This is a genomic window from Campylobacter devanensis (assembly GCF_002139915.1).
Lineage (GTDB): Bacteria > Campylobacterota > Campylobacteria > Campylobacterales > Campylobacteraceae > Campylobacter > Campylobacter devanensis.
Window position 1 is genome coordinate 1,156,542 of the sequence record NZ_CP018788.1, and the last position, 18,773, is coordinate 1,175,314.

At 33.2% G+C, this 18,773-nt stretch carries 14 protein-coding genes; 5 read left to right on the forward strand and 9 right to left on the reverse strand.

The genetic code is table 11. The features are described from left to right. Positions 1-11 precede the first annotated feature (11 nt). Complete coding sequence (gene groES, locus CIGN_RS05755) at positions 12-275, reverse strand: co-chaperone GroES (protein WP_086227752.1); 264 nt, start codon at positions 273-275, stop codon at positions 12-14. A gap of 233 nt (positions 276-508) precedes the next feature. Here groES and CIGN_RS05760 point away from each other — a divergent pair, with 233 nt between their 5' ends. Beyond that, positions 509-3,073: a translocation/assembly module TamB domain-containing protein gene (locus CIGN_RS05760; RefSeq protein ID WP_086302735.1), complete on the forward strand. Its 2,565-nt coding sequence runs from the start codon at positions 509-511 to the stop codon at positions 3,071-3,073. Between the two features lie 48 nt (positions 3,074-3,121). Here CIGN_RS05760 and CIGN_RS05765 read toward each other — a convergent pair whose 3' ends face one another. The 8 genes from CIGN_RS05765 to CIGN_RS05800 form a co-directional block, all read right to left on the reverse strand. Next, positions 3,122-4,396 carry an aminotransferase class V-fold PLP-dependent enzyme gene (locus CIGN_RS05765; protein ID WP_086302737.1) on the reverse strand — a complete coding sequence of 425 codons (1,275 nt, stop codon included), beginning with the start codon at positions 4,394-4,396 and terminating at the stop codon, positions 3,122-3,124. 55 nt (positions 4,397-4,451) lie between these two features. Continuing rightward, positions 4,452-6,251: an ATP-dependent DNA helicase RecG gene (gene recG / locus CIGN_RS05770; RefSeq protein ID WP_236844745.1), complete on the reverse strand. Its 1,800-nt coding sequence runs from the start codon at positions 6,249-6,251 to the stop codon at positions 4,452-4,454. Further along, on the reverse strand, positions 6,251-7,489 hold the full coding sequence (locus CIGN_RS05775; protein WP_086302741.1) for a M16 family metallopeptidase: 1,239 nt from the start codon (positions 7,487-7,489) through the stop codon (positions 6,251-6,253). Before CIGN_RS05775 ends, recG begins: the two co-directional genes overlap by 1 nt. Further along, positions 7,489-8,931: a pyruvate kinase gene (pyk, locus tag CIGN_RS05780; protein WP_086240183.1), complete on the reverse strand. Its 1,443-nt coding sequence runs from the start codon at positions 8,929-8,931 to the stop codon at positions 7,489-7,491. Before pyk ends, CIGN_RS05775 begins: the two co-directional genes overlap by 1 nt. Positions 8,932-9,020: 89 nt before the next feature. Further along, a complete protein-coding gene (locus CIGN_RS05785; protein ID WP_086226534.1) occupies positions 9,021-10,367 on the reverse strand; it encodes an FAD-dependent oxidoreductase in 1,347 nt (448 codons plus the stop codon). Positions 10,368-10,490: 123 nt separating this feature from the next. Continuing rightward, on the reverse strand, positions 10,491-11,492 hold the full coding sequence (locus tag CIGN_RS05790; RefSeq protein ID WP_086302743.1) for an asparaginase: 1,002 nt from the start codon (positions 11,490-11,492) through the stop codon (positions 10,491-10,493). Continuing rightward, a complete protein-coding gene (locus CIGN_RS05795) occupies positions 11,489-12,787 on the reverse strand; it encodes a DNA recombination protein RmuC (RefSeq protein WP_181892532.1) in 1,299 nt (432 codons plus the stop codon). Before CIGN_RS05795 ends, CIGN_RS05790 begins: the two co-directional genes overlap by 4 nt. A gap of 45 nt (positions 12,788-12,832) precedes the next feature. Further along, entirely contained in the window at positions 12,833-13,042 is a 210-nt protein-coding gene (locus CIGN_RS05800) for an alkylphosphonate utilization protein (protein WP_086302747.1), read from the reverse strand. 160 nt (positions 13,043-13,202) lie between these two features. Here CIGN_RS05800 and alaS point away from each other — a divergent pair, with 160 nt between their 5' ends. From alaS to CIGN_RS05820, 4 genes are read left to right on the forward strand one after another with little or no spacing between them, the layout of a single operon-like run. Then, positions 13,203-15,737 carry an alanine--tRNA ligase gene (gene alaS / locus CIGN_RS05805; RefSeq protein WP_086302749.1) on the forward strand — a complete coding sequence of 845 codons (2,535 nt, stop codon included), beginning with the start codon at positions 13,203-13,205 and terminating at the stop codon, positions 15,735-15,737. Then, positions 15,734-16,231: a hypothetical protein gene (locus CIGN_RS05810; RefSeq protein ID WP_086224043.1), complete on the forward strand. Its 498-nt coding sequence runs from the start codon at positions 15,734-15,736 to the stop codon at positions 16,229-16,231. The genes alaS and CIGN_RS05810 overlap by 4 nt, the downstream gene beginning before the upstream one ends. Continuing rightward, positions 16,228-16,773 carry a septum formation inhibitor Maf gene (gene maf / locus CIGN_RS05815; protein WP_086224042.1) on the forward strand — a complete coding sequence of 182 codons (546 nt, stop codon included), beginning with the start codon at positions 16,228-16,230 and terminating at the stop codon, positions 16,771-16,773. The genes CIGN_RS05810 and maf overlap by 4 nt, the downstream gene beginning before the upstream one ends. Further along, positions 16,770-18,710: a transglycosylase domain-containing protein gene (locus tag CIGN_RS05820; RefSeq protein ID WP_086234273.1), complete on the forward strand. Its 1,941-nt coding sequence runs from the start codon at positions 16,770-16,772 to the stop codon at positions 18,708-18,710. Before maf ends, CIGN_RS05820 begins: the two co-directional genes overlap by 4 nt. The last annotated feature ends 63 nt before the right edge of the window (positions 18,711-18,773 follow it).

An 18,773-nucleotide genomic window follows, 5' to 3' on the forward strand; every position in this document is an offset into this window, starting at 1 on the left:
TATCCTTTTTATTATTTTATGATACCTAAGATATCATCTGTATTTAATACTAAATATTTTTTGTTATCAAGTGTAATTTCGCTACCACTATATTTCGCAAATACAACTCTATCGCCTTCGCTAATGCCTTCTACTTCTTTGCTAACAGCGATAACTTTGCCTTCGCTTGGTTTTTCTTTGGACGCATTATCTGGGATGATAATACCTGAAGCTGTAGTTTTAAGCTCCTCCTCTCTTTCTATAAGCACACGCTTACCTAATGGTAAAAAATTCATTTTGATCCTTTCATGTAATCTGATTTAAAAATTAGCACTCTATATATTTGAGTGATGAAAATATATCATAATTTTATATATATGTCAATAAATTTTGAGCAAATTTAAATAGAATTTATCAAAAACATTTAGTCTAAGCCACTAAAGTTTAATAAAAATTTATCCATAACTTAAAAATTTAATTTATTAAGCTTGATTTTAGTATAATTACCTAAATTTTTTAAGGAATTTAAATGAGAGTTGTATATTGGATTTTAGGTAGTTTAGTGGTAGTTTTGGCTGCTATTTATACACTGCTTTTTACTAGCATTGGCAATAACATCATAAAGCCATATATAGAAAAAATCGCTTCTGAAAAAAGTGGAATGGATATTAGACTTGACGAATTTAAGCTTGGTATTAGCAATCTTGATATAACTGCTAGTGTCAATAATGCCCTAAAAGCTAGAGTTTATGGGAATTATAGCCTATTTAGTCAAGCATTTGATCTTAATTATACCGCAGCTACAAGTGATTTGAGCAACCTTGGAATAGCTATAAAAGATGATATTAACCTAAAAGGTAAGGTCATTGGTAAACTTAGCAACTTCATCGCCGATGGTAGCGGCAAGATTGTTGGATCAAATTTACGTTTTGCAGCTAGAATCAAGGACTTTGCTCCACTTGAGATAAAGCTAGATGCTAAATCATTAAATTTAGCTCAAATCACAGCTATTGCTCTAGGCAAACCATACATAACAGGCAATATGAATATCCAAGCTGATATCACTAGCAAGGACACACTATATAGTGGAACAGCTAACCTAAATATACCAAAAGCTATAACAAATAATGAGTTAATTGCAACTGATTATGGAATTAATTTACCAAATAATTTTACTATAAAGGCTGATTCAAATCTAAATCTAGAAGGTCGCACAGCTAAAGCTAAAAGTATAATTACCACACCAATTGCTGTTGTAGCAGCTCTAAATTCTATATACAATATAGATGAAAATGTATTAAATAGTGATCTGAATTTAAATATCCCAAACTTAGCCAAGCTAGAACCAATAATTGGCCAAAAACTAAGCGGAGAAATTACAGCCAAAGCCAATACAAAAATATCTAATGGAAATTTAGAGTTTTTAGATGCTGATATAAGCGGATTAGGTGGGGTTATAACTGCTAAAATGGCAGATAATAAAATAAACGCTGATATCAAAAAAATAAAACTAAACGAGCTTTTAAAGCTAGTTTCAATGCCAGCAATTTTAAATGGCAATATTAATGGGGCTGCTTTAATTACCGCACTAAATGATCCAAACAAAAGAGCTGGAAATGTAAGTATAAATATAAATGGTGGAATAATTAATGCTAATGAATTAAATAAAATGATAGGTGCAAGCCTACCTAAAAATGTAAGCTTTAATTCAGATATTCAAGCCGCACTAAAAGGTGATAATGCAGAACTTAAAGCAAATTTAATATCTGAGATTTTAAACCTAAACAATCTAGATGCTAGCTACAATCTAGCCCAAAATACTGCCAAAGCAAATGCCCAAGCACTAGTACCAGATTTAGCTAAGTTTGGCAATATCTCAGGCGCAAAACTATCTGGCCAAATCGCTCTAAATGCAGATATAGATGCCAATTTAAATAATCAAAAATCACCACTAAAAAGCGCCAATGTAGATATTAAAGCAATGGATGGCATAATCACAGCAAATCTTGATAATGGAAAACTAAAGGCTAAAATTCAAAATATACTAGTTCAAAATATATTCTTGATGATTGGACAAAAACCACTTTTAAATGGTGAACTAAATGGTGAACTAAATTTAGATAGCATTGATATAGCAAATCTAAATGGAAAAGGCGATATAAAGCTTGAAAATGGTGTATTAAATGCAGCTAATTTAAAAGAACTAACTAATAAAGAATTTCCGCAAAATATAACACTAAACGCACATATCAAACCAACATTTACTAACTCAACCGTGCATTTTGCCTCTATAATTAATTCAAATTTAGCTACAATAAATAAATTTGATGGAAGCTATGATATTAATAAAAATAGCCTAGAAGCACTATATAGCGCAGATATACCAAGCCTTGCAAAACTTGAGTTTTTAACTGGAATGAAGTTAAATGGCGCACTAAATCCAAGCGGAAAAATATCAATCAATGAGAGTGTAAATGCCACATTAAATAGCGATTTTATAGGCTCAAAACTAAAAATTGATATCAAAGATAATAAAGCAAATTTAAATCTATCAACATTTGAGATTGCAAAATTGCTTGAATTTTTAGATTTTATGCCATTTTACGAGGGTCAAGCTACGCTAAATGCTAACTATAATCTAGATAGCGCCAAAGGAGATTTTAATGCCGATATAGCCAAAGGTCAATTAGCAAGAAGTGGGTTAACTACGCTAATAAGCACAGCAATTCAAAAAGATATCACAAAAGAAGTATTTAAAGATGGCTATTTAAAAGGAACAATTGATCTAAATTTAATAAATTTTATAACTCAGCTTAACTCGCAAAAGGCAAATATCAGTATAGCTAATGGTAGTTTAGATACTGCTACAAAAGCTATCAATATTCCAATAACAGCCAATATAGAAAAAACAGATATCGATATAAAGATAACTGGCACAAGCGATGAACCAAAATATTCTATCAGCTCAAACTATATCAAAGAGAAAATAAATGAAGAAATTAGCAAAGGAATAGATAAACTTTTTGACAACGATAAGGAAAAAAGTCAAGGCGCTAAAGAGCTGATAAATGGCTTGCAAAATCTATTTAATTAAAATCATTAATTTGAGACTTAAATACAAGTCTCAAATTAATACTAAATTTTAAATCAAATCCTTTCTAGCTTGCCCAATAGCATTAAGCAAATAATCCACATCATCTAAACTATGAGACCAATGCAAACTCACACGCAACCAGCCTGGCTTAAAACTTAAAGGTTCATCATCTTTTAATCCCAATAAATCATGACCATATGGCCCAGCACATGAACATCCAGCACGACTTTGAATTCCAAATTTTTTACTTAAAACCTGAGCTAAATCAAAAGGTGAAATACCTTTAATATTAAAAGCAAAAATAGCTAGCCTTTCTAAATTTTTAGGCACATAATCTATCACACCTTTTATATTAGAAAGCCCTAGCTCAAATTTATCCTTAAGCAAAGTTTTTTGCTCATTTATAAACTCTAAACCAACCCTATTTCTAAGCTCAAATGCTAAATATGCTCTAACTAACTGAGTGATCGCTGGGGTTCCAGCATCTTCAATTTTCTCTATATCTTCTAGATAATGAATACTTTTTTTACTGACATAGCCTACTGTTCCACCAGCTGAAAATGTCGGTAAATTTGAGCTAAATAGCGACTTTCTAATTGCTAAAATACCACAACTCCCAACACCGCCAAGCAGCTTATGTGGCGAGATAAATATCGCATCGCAAAGCGAGCTATCTACATTTTCATAAGCAATAAGACTTGAGGCATCTACAGCAATTATAGCGCCATATCGCTTAGCAGCTGCATTTAACATAGCCAAATTTGTCTTTATACCAGTTACATTTGAAGCAGCACTTATGCTAATTATGATTTTTCTATTAGCATTGATTTTTAAAATTTTATCAAGCTCACCCCAGTGAAGCCCACCATCTCTAGCCAATGGAATACGAACTACCTCACACATCCCAGTTCTATAACTAATCTCATTACTATGATGTTCATAAGGTCCTACAATTACAAGTGGCAAAGATTTTTTAATACTATCAAAATCAATATTTAAAGCCATTTTAGTTGCTGGTGGGATATAAATTCCCATTATCTCTTGAAATTTTTTAATCGCAGCACTACTACCTTGCCCGCATGGTAAAAGCAAAAAATCACTTTGTAATTTTAGTAATCTTTTTATTCCAGTACGTGCATTTTCATAGTAGTTTGTAGTAATATTAGAACATTCGCTGCACTCGCTATGTGTATTAGCATAGGTTTGAAGCATTCGCCTAATTTCATCTTCAATTGGTATATACCCAAGCCCACTAGCTGTCCAGTCAAAATAATAAATCCCATCTTTTAATATGATATTTTGGCGAATTTTATCGATATTCAATGGCTTTTTCCTAGATTTTTTATCTTATTATACTAAATTTTTACCAAATATAAATTTATACTACATTTTTAGCTTTAAAATCTGCTAGTCGTTTTTTAGCTCGTTGAGTTATTAACTCGTCCATATCATAGTATTCAAATGTAGCTCCATGCTGCATTGTTCCATCTAAAATATCACCAGCTTGACGGTTTTTTAAATCAATTTTAGCTACAACAAATCCATCAAGCGTCTGGGCAAATTCATTTAATCTACTTGGAATACTTGCAAGCTTAGTATATAAATAACACCAACCTCGCCCACCATTTCTACCAACCCTACCACGCAGCTGATGAAGTGAAGCAAGTCCTAACTTTTCAGGACCTACAATTACGATAGTTGAAAGCCGTGGAAGAGAGATTCCAACCTCAACAATAGTCGTAGCTAATAAAATATTTCCATCATTTGCAAACTGTTCTAAGATATCATCTTTTTGCTTATCTTTACCATGTGTTACATAGACTTTTTGAAATTTATTTAACCAAAATGGCGCAGCTACACTTAGACTTTGATAATTGCTTACCTCGCTCTCTTCTACTAGCGGATAAACAATGATCGTCTGTTTATTTTGTGAAATTTGCTCTTTGATATGTTCTAAAAGTGCGCCAAATCCACTATTTTGAATAATATGTGTGCTAATTTGCTTAGCAAATGGAATCTCTTTTAAAAAGCTAAAGCTTACTAATTCAGACTCAATGAGTGAAAGCGTTCTAGGAATTGGTGTGGCGCTAAACTGTAAAAAATGCGCCCTTAAGCTCTCATCGCGCGTTAATTCATCTATTTTTTGTCTTTGAATAGAACCAAATCTATGCTGCTCATCAATCATTATAAGAGTACTTTTTGGAAGTTCTTGATATAGTAAAGCATGAGTACCAATGATCAAATCTGCGTCATTTAAATTTACATTTTTTGCCCCTTTTTGTAGATATTTTACTCTCACAAAATCAGGCAAAAGCCTCATAGCCTCGCTATAAAGCTGTGTAGCTAAAATAGTTGTAGGCGCCATCAAAATCGAGCGGTTTGGATAATTAAGTAGTGCTGCGCCCAAGATTACTAAAGTCTTACCGCTTCCTACATCACCCATTACTACACGCTTTGCTGCTGTACTTTTAGCTAAATCTTCCTTAATATCTTCTAATGCTTTTATCTGATCGCTTGTAGGAATGAAAGGCAATGAGCTAAGCCAATGCGTGATATCATAGGGCTTAATAGCAGTGGCCTTAAAAAGTACCTTTTTAGCACTAAGCTTTTTTAGATAATTATAAATTTCAATAAATTTAAGTGTATCTAGCTGTTTATTATTTAAATTCATAACCGAATTTAAAGCCTCATCGCTAAGTTCATGTAAGGCTAAAATTTGCCTAGCCTCATCACCATTTAATCCTTGAGATTTTAAGGATTCTAAATTTATATATTTTTTGATTAAATTTTGAATTTGGTTGTCTTTTAATTCTCTTTTATAATGTGGAATAATTTGGCCAACTTTTGTAATAATTTTAGGATTACTAAACTGCCAAAGCCCATTATATAATACGGATTTACCATGGATATAGAGTCTTTTGCCACGCTTAAAAGAGGCGTAATGCCATGGCCTAGCATTAAATATCACAATAGAAACATCACACTCCCATGAGATACAATAGGCCAAAATACTAAGCATCGTAGGACGAGTTATAGATGATTTAATCTCAATTTCTACACTATTTTCACCGATACTTGGCTCATTTTTAACACGCAAATCATCAAAGCTTTTAGGCAAAATCAAAGCTAGATCAAGTAAACTTGCGATACCTAGCTCTTTTAACTCCTTGTACTCCACTATTTTGGCTCGCTATATAGACAACTATACAAGCACGCAATACTAAGCCAATTAAGCTCTTCAAGGCTAGCTATAAACTCATTTAGCTCCTTTTGCTTTAGTGATTTAATACGCTCTAAATTTAGATCAAATTCGCCCAAATCATAGCCTTGATAATACTCTTTTTGAGCTATTGCAAGACGCTTAAACATCGTCTCTTTTCTAAGTGGCTCACTACCAAGCAAGAAATTTCTAGCTGCATTTAACTCTTTTTGAGTTACACCCTTTTTGACAAATTTGGCAATCTGACTTTTTATTAGATGTATAGCTTTATCTTTGTTCTCATTTTTAGTCTGCAAATATCCACTCATTGAATTATAGCTAAGATTTAAATTAGCCGAGCAATATACGCTATATGCTAGTCCTCGCTTTACACGAATCTCCTCCATAAGCCTAGATCCAAATCCACTACTACCTAGAATAAACATTGCTACACTCAGCTTATATCTATCTTCTAAAGCAAATTTAAGCGGTGAGCCAAAATATATATAAGCCTGCTGGCTTGGTCTAGAAATTATCTCTTCTCTTTGTTCAATGCTAACTTCTACAGGACTTAACTCTCTAACCTCTCCAACTTTTAATACATCAGCTAATCTATCAAATTTAACTCTCTCAAGCGCTATATCACCGCCTAAAACTATAAACATATTTTCTAAATTTAAACTATTTTCTATAAACTCTTTAATATCGCCAAGCTCAATTTGAGCGATACTTTCAGGTGTGCCGATACTAGGCACAGCTAAGCGTGAGTTTGGATATAAAATTGCTTTTAATGCATTGCTTGCTTGATAATCAAAATCACTGTTATTTGAAGCAATTATGCCAAGTGTCTGGGTTTTTAGTTTTTTTAGGATATTTTTATCATAATTTGGCTGAGCTAGTAATTCTAACAGCATATCAAAACCATATTCAAAATGTTCACTTAAACACTCTAAGCTAATTTCAAAAGTCTCATATCCAGCGCTAGCACTAAGTAAAATCGCACGCATATCAAGCGCCCTATTAAACTCATTACTACCTAGTCTTTTACTACCTTCACTTAGCAATTCAGCAGCCATTGTAGCTATGCCATGTTTTTTTTCATTGCAACTTCCAGCCACCTTAAAGACAAGCTTAATTCCAACAAGTGGCAATTCGCTACTATGTTCATAGATTAGAGCAATATCACTATTAGCGATTTTTAAATTTAATCTTTCCACTATTTTACCTCATTTAGATAGTATTTTATTTGCTCTTTTCTTAAAATTCTTATATAATTTGTACTACCAATTTTGCCAGCTGGATAGCCTGCTGTAAGCGTATAGGTGGCTTCATCGCTTATTAAATTTGCATCTTTTAATCCTTTTATGGTGTTGGCTAAAAGCAGATTTAACTGATTTTGTGGCACAACTAAACTTGGAGTTACACCCCAAACAATAGTCAAACTTCTAGCCACGCTCTCATCATGAGTTACAGCAATTATTGGCATAGTTGGACGATTACGAGCCATCTTAATAGCGCTTGAACCACTACTAGTAATTGAAATAATAGCATTTGCGCCTATTCTTTGAGCCAAATGCGAACTAGCACTTGCTACCATATCAGTTTCATCAGCAAATTCAAACTCATCAAATTTGCCATATGGATATATAAGCTCACTTTGGACTATTGTTGCACTCATAGACTTAACCACTGCTACCGGATTTATACCTACAGCGCTCTCTTCGCTTAGCATAACAGCATCAGTCCCATCTAATACAGCGTTTGCTACATCGCTTATTTCAGCTCTTGTTGCACTTTGACTCTTTGCCATTGAGAGCATCATTTGTGTAGCAGTAATTACTGGGCGGTTTGCGGCATTAGCCTTTTTAATAATTAGCTTTTGAATGGTTGGAACTTTATAGTATGGCACCTCAATACCAAGATCTCCACGAGCAACCATAATTCCATCACTAGCTTCTATTATGCTATCAATATTTTCTACTGCATCAAATTTCTCTATTTTAGCAAATACCTTAGCACTTGAGCCAAACTCTTTTAATATAGCTTTAGCATTTATAATATCATTTGCATTTTGCACAAAACTAATAGCAACAAAATCTACTCCATTTTGTGCTCCAAATAACATATCGGCTCTATCTTTTTGAGTAATAACATCGATATTTAGTTTAGTATTTGGGAAATTTACCCCTTTATTTGAGCTTAGTATGCCATCATTTTCTATTACAGTTTCAATCATATCTGGCAGACATTTTACTACCTTAGCCTTTATCATTCCATCATATAAATATATATATTCACCCTCTTTTAACAAGGATAAAATTTGAGGCTGATTTATGCTAAGTTCATAAATTTCTCCATTTTTGCGGCCAATTATACTCTCTTTTAATACATTTAATCTATCACCTGCTTTTAACTCAAATGGTTCATTTAATGTACCAATTCTAATTTTTGGTCCGCAGATATCTTGAAGTATTCCAACCCTGATTCCTAAGGCATTTGAAGCCTCTTTTATCTTAGTAATTGTAGATTGATGATATTCATGTGTTCCATGTGAGAAGTTTAGTCTAAATACATTTACTCCCTCTATAATTAAAGATTTAATAACCTCAATAGAATCACTAGATGGGCCAATTGTTGCTACGATTTTTGTTTTTTTCATATTTACTCCTAAATTTTGGTAATTATACCAAATTTAAGGATAAATGATAAGAATTTTGGCAGAATTTAGGCGGATTTCTCCGCCTGATATTAGTCAAATAGCTCTTCGTTTAGCTTAGCTTCGTTGAAGTTCCTACCTAGATATTCACAAACTTCACGAACATCCCTTAATGCATTGCCAAGACAGCTAGTAGCCCCTGGACTTGGTGTCATATTAAAAATTATACCAGTTTTTGGATTAATACTTGCCTCACCTAGCATTAGCTTTTTCTCAGTTTTATTTAAAACTTGTGGGCGAACGCCACCAAAACCTTTAGCATAATAGATATCATTTGTAGTTAGGCTTGGGACGATTTTTCTAGCATCTTTTACAAATAGCTTTTTATTAAGATATGGTACTTCAAATAAGAAATTACGTAAGACATAGTTACGAATTTCACTATCTTTAAATAGATCAAACAAGATACCAGCAATAGCTGTGTCAAAATTTAAAGTCTTACAAAAGTCAAGGAAGCTACCCCAATTCTCATGATATCTCTCAAGTTTAGGCAATGCAAGTGCTGTTGGTCCAAATCTCGTACAACCATCAGCTAAGATATCAGGGTCACCATGAAGCGCAGCAAATGGAAGTTTTGGATTTTGCACCATATAAACTTTACCATTTAGAAGTTTTTGCTTAGTTAAATAAAAGCTACCAGCTACTGGCAAGCAACCAAAGTCTAGACCATAGCCCATTTTATGTGCTAAATATAATGAATGAGCACCTGCATTTACTACAACAAAATCAGCACTAATTGATAAGCCATTTGCGGTTTGGATATAGTATTTATCACCATTGCGGTAAATTTCATCTACTCTTGAATTTAAATATACATCGCATTCGCTTTTATCTTTTTTAGCATTTTCTATAAATGTAGTTGTAAATGCACCATAATCAACTGTAGTATATTCTCCACTTTTTACACCCATACCAACTACATTTTCAGCTCTATGAGTACCATCACTATTTAAAATAATTTTTGGCTCAATTTTAGCTAATTCAGCCTTATCATAAAACTCTAAATATGGATAAAGCTCTTTAAATTCCTCATATCTATTTTTAATATAATCTACCTCGACATCGCCTACGCCAATTGCCATTTTTTGACCATCAAACATATATTTACCTTGATAGCCGTGCTGCAAACCGTATTTTACTACCATTCTAGCAGTTTTGCTTACCTTTTGAGCTTTTTCAAATGTATAGTTTGTCTCTATATCACCACAATGTACAGTCTGCGAATTAGCTGTTCCTTTTGAATTTAACGTAGCAAGACCGCCGTACTTTTCTACCAATGCAATATTTTTAACATCTGTATATCTTGCTAATTCATATAGTAGCGCACCACCACTGATACCACCACCGACTATCACCACCTCGTAGTGTTTTTCTTTCATCCTTAACTCCTAAGACAATTTTTGAATTCCATAGTATATATTAATAAAACTTAAAGATAACAAAATAAAAATAGTAAATTACAATATTTATAAATTTATCAGTTTATATGTTACAAATTTACTCTAATAAATATTAAATTTTTCTTTTATTGTCTCTTTATCAAATCCGCTAGCAATACAAAGCATTAAAAGCACTCTAGCCTTTTGTGCATTAAGCGAATCACTAAGGATAAAATTTAACTTATTAAAATCTAACTCATCTCCACTAATTATGCCACTATTTGTACGGCTTGAGATTACTACTATCGCTCCTTTAGAATTTGCAAATTTCAGCGCATGAAGCATATTTGGACTTAGGTTGCCATTGCCAAGAGCTGCGCAGATTATACCCTTTGCACCTAAATTTAAAGCGCTATAGACAGCCTCACCGCTAGCCCCTGCGTAATCATAGACTATCTCTACGCATGGCAAATTTTGTAAGCTTGATAGATCTTCACAAAATTTAGCACTAAACTCGCTCCTCATCGTATGGCGTCTAAGACTTTTGGTATAAAATACCGCCTTGCCATAATGTACAATTCCGCATTTACCGCAATTTGGTGAAGCAAAGGCATTTAATGCTGTTGTATTTGTTTTTATAATCTCACGAGCTAGGTGAATCTCATCATTTATCACCACCAGCACACCCATATTAGCACTATTTTTACAAGCTGCAACACTTATAGCATTATATAAATTCATCGCTCCATCGCTACTTAAGGAATTTGCACTTCGCATAGCTGCAGTTATTACTACTGGTTTTTGGCTTTTTATGGTTAAAGTTAAAAAATACCCGCTCTCTTCAAGCGTATCAGTTCCATGAGTTATAACTAACGCATCTATTTTATCATTAGCCAATAACTCATTTGCCCTATGTGAGAGTTTAAGCCAAATTTTTTCATTCATATCTTGAGAACCGATATTACAAATCTGCTCTGCACTAATATCGGCTATACTTTTTAACTCATTAAATTCGCTTAAAATCTCATTAATACCAAATTTGGCACTCTCATATACTGAATTTATCGGCCCAGTACTAGCACCAGCGATTGTTCCACCAGTAGCTAAGATTGCTATCTTTTTCACTGCGTATCTATCTCATCGTAGCTTTGAGTATATGGCAAGGTTTTTGAAGTTTTTGCCCCAAGCTTTTTGAGCATTTCAAATTTACTTATTAAATTTCCACGCCCTTGATAAAGCGTAATTTTACCATCTTCAATAACCTTACTCATAGCAATTATTTGATTTTCTAATCTCTCATAATTTTTAATAAATACATCAAATTTATCATATATTTTTCCAGCTTCAGTAAAGATTTTCATTGCATTTTCATCACTTTTTAAATTGCGCCAACATATATAGACGGTTTTTAGCGCCATAAGAAGTGTTAGTGGAGTAGTTATAAATACACCTTTTTCATAGGCATATTCATATAAGCTACTATCAGCACCAAGTCCTACAAACAGCATATTATCATTAGGAATAAACATAAATACATACTCATAATTTTTACTATCTAAAAATGTGTAATTTTTAGAACTTAAATTATCAATATGATTTTTTATATCCTTTGCTAATGCTTTAGCATAAGTCTCCTTGGTGCTATCATCTGTAGCATTATGGTATTCATTATAATTAACCAATGAGCATTTAGCGTCTATTATCGCATGCTTGCTTTCATCAAATTTTACTACCACATCTAGATATTTTTGATTTCCATTTTCATCTTTGCAAGCTACTTGCCTATCATAGTTTTGACCCAAAATCAACCCACTACTTTGCAATACACTATCAAGCTGAATTTCTCCCCAGTTACCAAGTAGTTTTTTATTACTCTTTAATGCATCGGCTAAATTTTGCGCTTGCGTCATCACCCCTTTTGTTTCACTTTTTAAATTTTCAAAATTTACTTTGAAGGCGCTATTTATCTCTATATTTGACTTTTGATATTTACTTATCTCATCTTTTAAAGGAGTGATTAAACTCTCTAAAATCTTAGCTGAACTCTCAGTCATCTCTTTGCTACTTAAATTTAGCAAATTCTCGCTCATCTGTTTAGTTTTTAGATCAAAATACTCCCTAGTTTTATTATCTAACTCATCTTGACGAGCCTTTAGTTGAGCATTTGTCTCATTTGCATTTTCTAATTTTGTTGTTAATTCTGTAATCTTTTGTATATTTTGTATATTTTTCTCTTGAAGCTCTTTATTTTCATCTTTTGCGCTATTTAACTCTTGCTCTTTTATATTTAAATTTGCATTTAAATCACTCAATCTTTGACCTAAAGCACTTAATTGACCACTCTTTTTAAATAGCATAAATCCTAACCAAAAGCTTGCGCTAGCAATTACTGCAATCACTCCACTTAAAATCTCAACCATCGCATCCTCCATATAAGAAAAAACCTAAGCCTTTTCTTATTAAATTTAGATTTTTTTAAGGAATTCGCATTTTAGAACCACTGTCCCAACGCCATTTATTTTGCACTCTATCTCACCATCCTTGCTAGTTAGCTTGATATTTTTAATTGTTGTGCCACGTTTAATAGTACTGCTTGCGCCTTTGACTTTTAAATCTTTAATAACTGTAACGCTATCGCCTGCGTTTAACTCTGTACCATTTGAATCTTTTGCCATATTCTCTCCCTTAGTTGAATTAAGAACAAATTATAGCTAGTTAATGCTTAAATTTCGCAACCTAAAAATGATAAATTTGGATATAAAATTTATCTTAAATTTAATAAATTTAGTAAATTTATGATACAATCTAGCCATTTTTTTAAATAGGATAGAATCTATGGATATTAGAAAAGAGTATTTAGAGTTTTTTAAAAGCAAAGGACACGAAGTAGTTGCTTCTTCAGCCTTGGTTCCTGATGATGCAACCTTGCTTTTTACAAACGCTGGAATGGTTCCATTTAAGAGTATATTTACTGGGGATGTACCACGCCCTAATCCGCCAATTCGTACTAGTTGTCAAACATGCATTAGAGCTGGAGGCAAACACAACGATTTAGATAATGTAGGCTATACAGCCAGACATCATACATTTTTTGAAATGTTAGGAAATTTTAGCTTTGGTGAATATTTTAAAACTGAAGCAATTGCCTATGCTTGGGAGTTTGTAACTGAAATTTTAAAACTACCAAAAGATAGATTATATGTAACTGTACATGAAAACGATGATGAGGCTTATGAAATTTGGCAAAAACATATAGAGAAAGAGAGAATTTATAAATTTGGTGATAAGGATAACTTCTGGGCAATGGGAGATACGGGACCTTGTGGGCCATGTAGCGAAATATTTTATGATCAAGGCGCTGAACACTTTAATAGTGATGAAGATTATATGGGTGGCGATGGTGATAGATTTTTAGAAATTTGGAATCTTGTATTTATGCAGTTTGAAAAAAGTAGCGATGGAACTATGACGCCACTACCAAAACCTAGCATCGATACTGGAATGGGGCTTGAGAGAGTTACAGCTATTAAAGAGGGTAAATTTAGCAACTATGATAGTTCACTATTTATGCCACTTATCAACGAAGTAGCTAAGATTGCAAATTTAACCTATGAATATGAAAGTGGTGCAAGCTTTAGAGTTATTAGCGATCATATCAGATCGGTTGTATTTTTGCTAGCTCAAGGCGTAAATTTTGATAAAGAAGGTCGTGGATATGTCTTAAGAAGAATTCTAAGACGAGCCCTAAGGCATGGATATCTTCTTGGCATAAAAGAGCCATTTATGTATAGACTTGTAGATAAAGTAGTAGAATTAATGGGTGGTCACTATGAATATCTAAACGAGAAAAAAGAGTATGTAAAAGAGCTAATCAAGCTTGAAGAAGAGAGATTTTTAGCTACTATTGCTGCTGGATTAGATCTATTTAATGAAGAACTTGCTAAAACTAAAGATATTTTTAGTGGCGAAGTAGCGTTTAAGCTTTATGATACTTATGGTTTTCCGCTAGATCTAACTGCAGATATGTTAAGAGAAAAAGGCTTAAGTGTAGATGCTACTAAATTTGATACTTTAATGAGTGAACAAAAAGCAAGAGCAAAAGCTAGCTGGAAAGGGAGTGGCGATGCGGCTAAGGAGAGTGGGGATTTTAAAGAACTACTTGAAAAATTTGGTAAAAATGAATTTATCGGATATGACAGCCTAAGCTCAACTAGCCGTGTTCTAGCTCTGCTTAATAACGAATTTAAAATCACCAATAAATTAAACACTGGCGAAAGCGGATATATAATGCTTGATAAAACTCCATTTTATGCTCAAAGCGGTGGACAATGTGGAGATAGTGGCAAAATAAATGATAACAAAGTTTTAGATACTAAAAAATATTTTGAACTAAATTTAAGCCAAATTCAAGTAAGTTCTACTATTAGCGTAGGTGACGAAGTAGAGTGCAAAGTAAGCCCAAATAGATTAGAAATCCGTCGTCACCACTCAGCCACACACCTACTTCACGCAGCACTTAGAAGTGTTTTAGGCTCACATATATCTCAAGCTGGAAGTAGCGTAGAGGCTGATAAATTAAGATTTGACTTTAGTCATCCAAAACCTGTAAGTAGTGATGAGTTAGCCCAAATTGAAAAATTTGTAAATGACCAAATCCAAGCAGGCGCTAAAGCAAAAGTAGAAATAATGGATATAAACTCAGCTAAAAATAGTGGAGCTATAGCACTCTTTGGTGAAAAATATGGCGATGAAGTGCGTGTTTTAACTTTGGGCTGTTCTAAGGAGCTATGTGGTGGCACTCATGTTGAAAATATCAATGAAATAGGTAGTTTTTTTATTACCAAAGAGAGCGGTGTAAGTGCTGGAGTTAGGCGTATTGAGGCGGTTTGTTCTCGTGCTGCACTAAACTACGCAAATGAGCTAAGAAACGAGCTTGAAGAGATTAAAGCTAGTTTAAAAGGCGCTAGTCCAATTGCTGCTATTGCTAAGTTAAAAGATGAGATAAAATCTCTTCAAAATGAGATAAAAAATGCCACTTCATCAGTAGAGCTAAACTCTAAGCTTATAAATGGCATTAATGTAGTTGTTGATGAATTTAATGGTGATATCAAGGCAAAAATTGATGAAATAAAAAATAAATTTGATAGTGTTGTAATATTTTTAGCTAGCGCCAAAGATGGCAAGGTAATGCTAGCAGCTGGATCTAAAAATTGCAATATAAAAGCTGGAGAATTAGTAAAAGCAATTGCCCCAATTGTAGGTGGAGGTGGAGGTGGAAGAGATGACTTTGCCACTGCTGGAGGCAAAGATATAAACAAAATATCAAATGCCTTAGAAGAAGCTAACAAATTAATTAAGAGTAAACTTTGAACGCTTTAAATAGTTCATTTGCCAGACTTGACCAGATTGCGCCATTTATGCATATTAGTGTTGCGGCGCTTTTTATTGCTTTACAAATTACGGTAGTAGTTTGTGGTCATTACTGCTTTAAGGATATTGAGCAAAATCCACATCGCTATAAGCTAATTTTAAAGGAATTTAATAAATTTCTTTTTAGCGCCTTAGCGATAGTGGCATTTTTAGGCTTTGGCGGAATGTTTATGTCTTATGGAGAACGATTTCCAATTGGCGATCCAATGGTCGAAGCAATTGTTAAAACTAAGCTAGCAATTTTAGCATTTATTGGGGCAAATTTAGCATATATTTGGTATAAATTTCGTCAAGCCAAAGAGGCATTTTTAAAAGATGATATGCTTATGAGTCATGAAAATTTAGTTTTGATAATATATTATTTTACCCCTTTAAATATCGTTTTATCATTTATTAATATCTATCTTGGTGTTACTTTTAGAGGATTTTTATGATAGTTTTAGCATCTAGCTCAGCTAGTAGAGCGATGATTTTGCGTGAATATGGTGTTGAGTTTATTCAAGTTAGCCTAGATTATGATGAAGAATTTGACACAAATCTACCACCAGCAAAATATGCTATGAGTATCGTAAATAACAAAGCCAAACAATTTTTTGATAAATTTAAAAACCAGTATGAGCGTGTTCTTTTTGCTGATAGTAGCGTAGCAGCTTGCGGAAAAATTCTTGGTAAGGCAACAGATGAAGCGCACGCTAGATATATGCTAGAGTTGCAAAGCGGAAATTTGACTAGCGTCTATACTGCTATGAAGTTTATTAGCCCAAATATCTCTATTGATATGCTAAGTATTGCAAGCTATAAATTTGCTAAATTTAATTCATCTCATTTAGATGAATACATAGCTAGTGGATTATGGAAAGATAAAGCTGGAGCGATGATGATAGAAGGATTTAATAAAATATATATAGAACAAGAAAGCGGCAACAAACCCACAGCCATGGGGCTAGATATTATAAATTTAAAGGCATTTTTATGAAATATATTTTCAACCTAATTATAATTTTAGCATTAGCTAGCGTGGCTGGAATTATATATTTTTACTCTCAAATTAAGATTGATATATCTAAAATTGTAGATTACAATCCAAAATTAACTACTCATATTTATGATAAAAATGGTGATTTAGTAGCCTATATTTTTGATGAAGAAAATAGACAATACGCTAAATTTAGCGAAATTTCGCCACGCATTATAGAAGCACTCATTGCTATAGAAGATACAGCATTTTTTGAACATGGCGGGATAAATTATGAAGCAATTTTTAGAGCAGCAATTAAAGATATTCAAGCAATGTCTTTAGTTGAAGGAGCCTCAACCCTAACTCAACAACTAGTCAAAAATATGCTCTTAACACGTGAGAAAAAATTTACTCGTAAACTAAAAGAGCTAATAATCTCTTACGAAGTTGAGTACACTCTAACTAAAGAACAGATAATTGAGCGATATTTAAACCAGGTATATTTTGGTCACGGATATTATGGGATTAAGACTGCTGCGCTTGGATATTTTAAAAAAAATCTTGATGAACTAAGCTTAAAAGAGATATCTATGCTAGTGGGTCTACCAAAAGCACCTAGTAGCTATGATCCTACAAGACATTTAGATCTATCTCTCTCAAGAGCAAATAATGTACTGCTAAGAATGCACAATATCGGCTGGATAACAACCAAAGAGTATCAAGCTGCTATAAAAGAGACGCCAAAAATCTATGATCAAACCCTAACCCAAAACAAAGCTCCATATCTAGTAGATGAGACTATAAAGCAGCTAACCCCTCTATATCCTGATATACGATATGGTGGATATAAAATCACTTTAAATGCTGATTTAAAAGTACAAGAGATAGCACAAAATGCACTTAAATTTGGCTATAACGAAATCCTAAAACGCAATAAAGACGCAAATACCACAGTATTAAATGGCGCAATGATCGTCACCAATCCTACTAATGGAGATATACTAGCTTTAGTAGGCGGTGTAGATTATGCCAAAAGCAACTTTAACCGTGCTACACAAAGCTCTCGCCAGCCTGGTTCTAGTTTTAAACCATTTATATATCAAATTGCTTTAAACCAAGGATTATCCCCACAAAGCAAAATAGCTGATATATCTAGAATTTATGAAGGAGTAAATAAAAATAACAAAGAAGATCAAGACTGGAAGCCTAAAAACTTTAGTGGCAATTTTAAAGGCTTAATCACTTTAAATGATGCATTAAAACAATCGCGTAATCTTGCTACAATAAATCTTTTAAATTCTATTGGCCTTGATGTAGTTCAAAGGGATTTAGAGGATTTTGGTTTTAAAGATATTCCTAATAATCTATCAATTGCACTTGGAAGCTTTGGGGTTAGTCTTATGGATTATAGCGAACAATACTCGATATTCCCAGGACTTGGTACTAGACATGAGACTAGACTAATTAATTTTGTAGAGAACAAAAATGGTGAGATATTTAAATTCGAGCCAAAAAGCAGCGAGATTATCAAACCAGAACAAGCATATCTAATGATTAAAATGCTTCAAGATGTTGTAAATAATGGAACTGGTCGCTCAGCAAAAGTTGATGGAATTGAACTAGCAGGAAAAACCGGAACTACAAATGAGAGCGTAGATGCATGGTTTTGCGGTTTTGGCCCTGAGATTCAAGTATTAATATGGTATGGAAATGACAATAACACTCCAATGCGCTATGTAGAAGGTGGCTCTAGAACAGCAGCACCAGTATTTAAGCAGTTTATGCAAGACTTTATCGCTGAATATCCACAAACTAAACGCAAGTTTGATATGCCTCCTGGTGTGTATCGTAGAGTTTATAACGGAGTAGATGCATTATATACTACTACTTCTCCGCTACCAAAAGAACAAAATAATATCCTAGAAAAGCAAGATAGAGAAGGGATAATTTTTTAGTTTTTTAGAGTATAAATTTGATAACTTCAAATTTATACTCTAATTATTTATAGCATAAGTAAT